At 64.2% G+C, this 3,216-nt stretch carries 3 protein-coding genes; 1 reads left to right on the plus strand and 2 read right to left on the minus strand.

The annotated features are described in order from the left end of the window. The coding region (locus AC1D1P_RS18715; protein WP_477674004.1) for a proline dehydrogenase family protein at positions 1 to 904 on the plus strand (904 nt) is incomplete at its 5' end. A 5-nt stretch (positions 905 to 909) separates the two neighbouring features. Here AC1D1P_RS18715 and AC1D1P_RS18720 read toward each other — a convergent pair. Together AC1D1P_RS18720 and AC1D1P_RS18725 are read right to left on the minus strand one after the other, a co-directional pair. Then, positions 910 to 1,806, minus strand: coding sequence for an NAD(P)-dependent oxidoreductase (locus AC1D1P_RS18720; protein ID WP_477674005.1), 897 nt, complete (start codon positions 1,804 to 1,806; stop codon positions 910 to 912). A gap of 69 nt (positions 1,807 to 1,875) precedes the next feature. Beyond that, positions 1,876 to 3,216 (minus strand): NAD(P)H-dependent oxidoreductase (locus AC1D1P_RS18725; protein WP_477674006.1); only part of this gene is annotated, 1,341 nt, incomplete at its 5' end.

Consider the following 3,216-nt stretch of genomic DNA (forward strand, 5'->3'; position numbering starts at 1 on the left):
GTTCAATACCCTGGTGGCCTCTGCCATCCCGCTGGCGCCGCACGCGCTGATCCGCAAAGTCTCGCGCCGTTATATCGCCGGTGACACCGTGGCCGATGCGATCAACCGCATCGTGGCGCTCAATATCGATGGTTTTTCCGCGACCGTCGACGTCCTGGGCGAAACCGTCAAATCCTTGTCTCAAGCCGACGACACGACGCGCGAATACCTCAAGGTGCTTGAAGCGATCGCGCGTGAGGGACTGCGCGCGAACATCTCGGTCAAACCGACAGCGCTCGGCCTGCTGCTCGACGCGGCCCATTGCGAGCGCAATCTGGAACGCCTGCTCGACGCAGCGAAGGCGCACTCAATTTTTGTGCGCATCGATATGGAGGACGCCAGCTGCACGCAGCGCGAGATCGACTTGTTGCTGCGCCTGAAAAAGCGTGGATATGCCAATGTCGGCCTGGTGCTGCAGGCCTACCTCAACCGCACCGATGACGATATTGGCCCGCTGCTCGGCGCGAGTGAAAACCTGCGCGTCTGCAAAGGCATCTATGTCGAGGCGCGCGAGCATCTCGTGGAGGGCGCCTGGCACGACCGGCGCGCGATCAACCCGCACTTCCTGCGCCAGATCGCGCGTTGCTTTGACAGCGGCACCTTTGTCGGCGTCGCGACGCATGACGAGGAACTTGTGGACCAGGTGATCACACTGGCGCGTAGCCGACGTGTGGCCAACTCGACGTTCGAGTTCCAGATGCTGCTCGGCGTGTGTGAAGGCCTGCGGGACCGGCTGTTGGCCGAGGGCTACGCGGTCCGCATCTATGTGCCTTGCGGCAAGGACTGGTACGGTTACAGCATGCGGCGCATCAAGGAAAATCCGCGCATCGCGGGTTATCTGGTGCGCGCCTTGTTGACTCGCTGAGCGCTTCAGCTCATGCCGTTGCGGCTGGCCAGTTCGACAAACAACGCCGACTGGTCCAGGTCCRTCAGGCCGTTTTCAACACCTTCGGCATAGAGCCGCTCAAAGAGTGCCGTGACCGGTGCTTCAAAGCCGATCTCCTGTGCGGTGGCCAGCGCATTGCGCATGTCCTTGAGCTGGATGTCCATGCGGGCGCGCGGCGCGAAGTCGCGCTCCAGCATGCGCTGGCCGTGCAGCTGCAGCACGCGGCTGTCGGCAAAGCCGCCGGTAATCGCTTCCTTGACTTTGGCCATGTCGGCCCCGCCGCGCGCGGTGAACAGCAGGGCCTCGGCCACCGCGCCTATGGTGATGCCCACAATCATCTGGTTGGCCAGCTTGGTGAGCTGGCCGCTGCCGTGCGGGCCCACGTGAACGGCGTGGCCAAAGTGCTTGAGCACAGGCAGGGCCCGCGCGAAGTCTTCCGCCTTGCCGCCGGCCATGATGGCCAGCGTGCCGCTTTGCGCGCCGCCCGGGCCGCCTGAAACCGGCGCATCCACATGGGCGATGCCCAATGCGCCCAGGCGAGCTGCATGGTCGCGCGCTTCGCGCGGCTGGATGGAGGCCATGTCCAGAAAGAGCGCGCCCTGTTTCGTCGCGGCGGCCACGCCCTGCGTGAACAGCACGTCTTCCACGACCGGGCCGCTTTCGAGCATGCTGATGACGATGTCGGCAGCGGCCACCGCGGCACTGGCTTGCGTATGTTGCGTGGCGCCTAGCGCCGCCAGCGGGCCGGCCTTGCCCGGCGTGCGGTTCCATGCCTGCAGCGTGTAGCCCGCTTCGCACAGACGCCTGGCCATGGGCAGGCCCATGATGCCCGTACCCAAAAATGCGATGCGGGGCAGGGGCGTGTCGCTGGTGATGGTCAATTCGTGTCCTCGGAATGGCTTTGAGTCATCATGAAGGAACCGGCGGGAAGAAGGCTGTCAGGCAGCTTTCTAGGCCGCTTTTTTCAGCGCCGGCGCAAACATGCTTTCCATCTCCTGGCGCACTTTCCAGGCGTGGGTCGATGTGTCCATCGCCACATCGGCCCAGCTCAGGCTCTGCCCCTTTTTGACTGCGCGCACGACCTTCACGTTATGCGCCAGGCCCAGGGGCAGCCCGCCCATCTTCATGGAAGTATCGGCCGGCAGCAGCTTGCCCCACACGGTATAGCCGCCTTCGCCGTCCAGCATGTCGCCGGGTTTCAGGTCACGTTTGGCAGTGGCCACCACATCGGCGTTCCAGCAGGTCGCCACACCGGTGGGTTCACCGCGCAACGCCACGCTGGCCACGGACACGCCGACTTCCAACCCGATCAGGTGCCAGCGTTTGTACAAGGTGAAGTAGCGCCCGCTCGGGTCGGTGTGGGCGTTGTATTCCTCAAAACAGTTCTTGATGTAGTCGGTCTCGGCTTCAACGGTGACCCAGACGCCCATGCGGATGTCGTAGGGAATCTTGCGGCCGTTGGCTTCCAGCGACGAGATAACTTCGACCATGCCCTTGCGTTCGAGAACGCCACCTTCACTGATGGGCCGTGTCACGTACGGAATGTCTTCCACGCTGGCCGGCGGGTAGAGCAGGCCGTTGCTGGGCACGGTCAGGCCCGTGGCGTTGGCCACGGCAGTCGATTCGATGGAAGGCTTGGATCCGTCGAGAAAGCTGTTGAACATCTTCGGGTTGAGCCCGCCGCGCGCGGCCTGCTCGGGCGTGAGGCCGTAGTTGCCCCACACCGTTTCGGGCGTGGATTCGCAAAAATGCGGCAACCACTTGTGGCCACGGCCCGCCGCCACCACCGGGAAGCCGCAGGTGCGCGCCCAGTCCACCAGGTCGCAAATGAGTGCCGGCTGGTCACCGAAGGCCAGCGAATACACCACGCCGGCCTCCGCCGCCTTGCGCGCCAGCAGCGGGCCGCAGAAAGCGTCGGCTTCCACCGTCACGTTGACCACATGCTTGCCGTGTTCAAAGGCTTTCAGGCAATGCTCTACCGCCGCAATCGGGTTGCCGGTGCATTCCACAATGATGTCGATCTGCGGATGTGTCACCACCGCCTGCCAGTCGTCGGTGACCCAGGTTGCTCCTGTTTTGATAGCTGCTTGCGCTGATTCAGATTGGGCTGCAGCCGAATTCCACCCTACACGGGCAAGGTTGGCGCGCGCCGCGTCGGGCGACAGGTCGGCAATCGCCACCAGGTGCACGCCCGGTGTCCGCGGCACTTGCGCCAGGTACATGGAGCCGAATTTGCCGGCGCCTATGAGGCCTATGCGCACCGGTTTGCCTTCGGCCGCGCGCTGCTGGAG

This window comes from Polaromonas sp. P1_E1_2 (genome assembly GCF_056406035.1).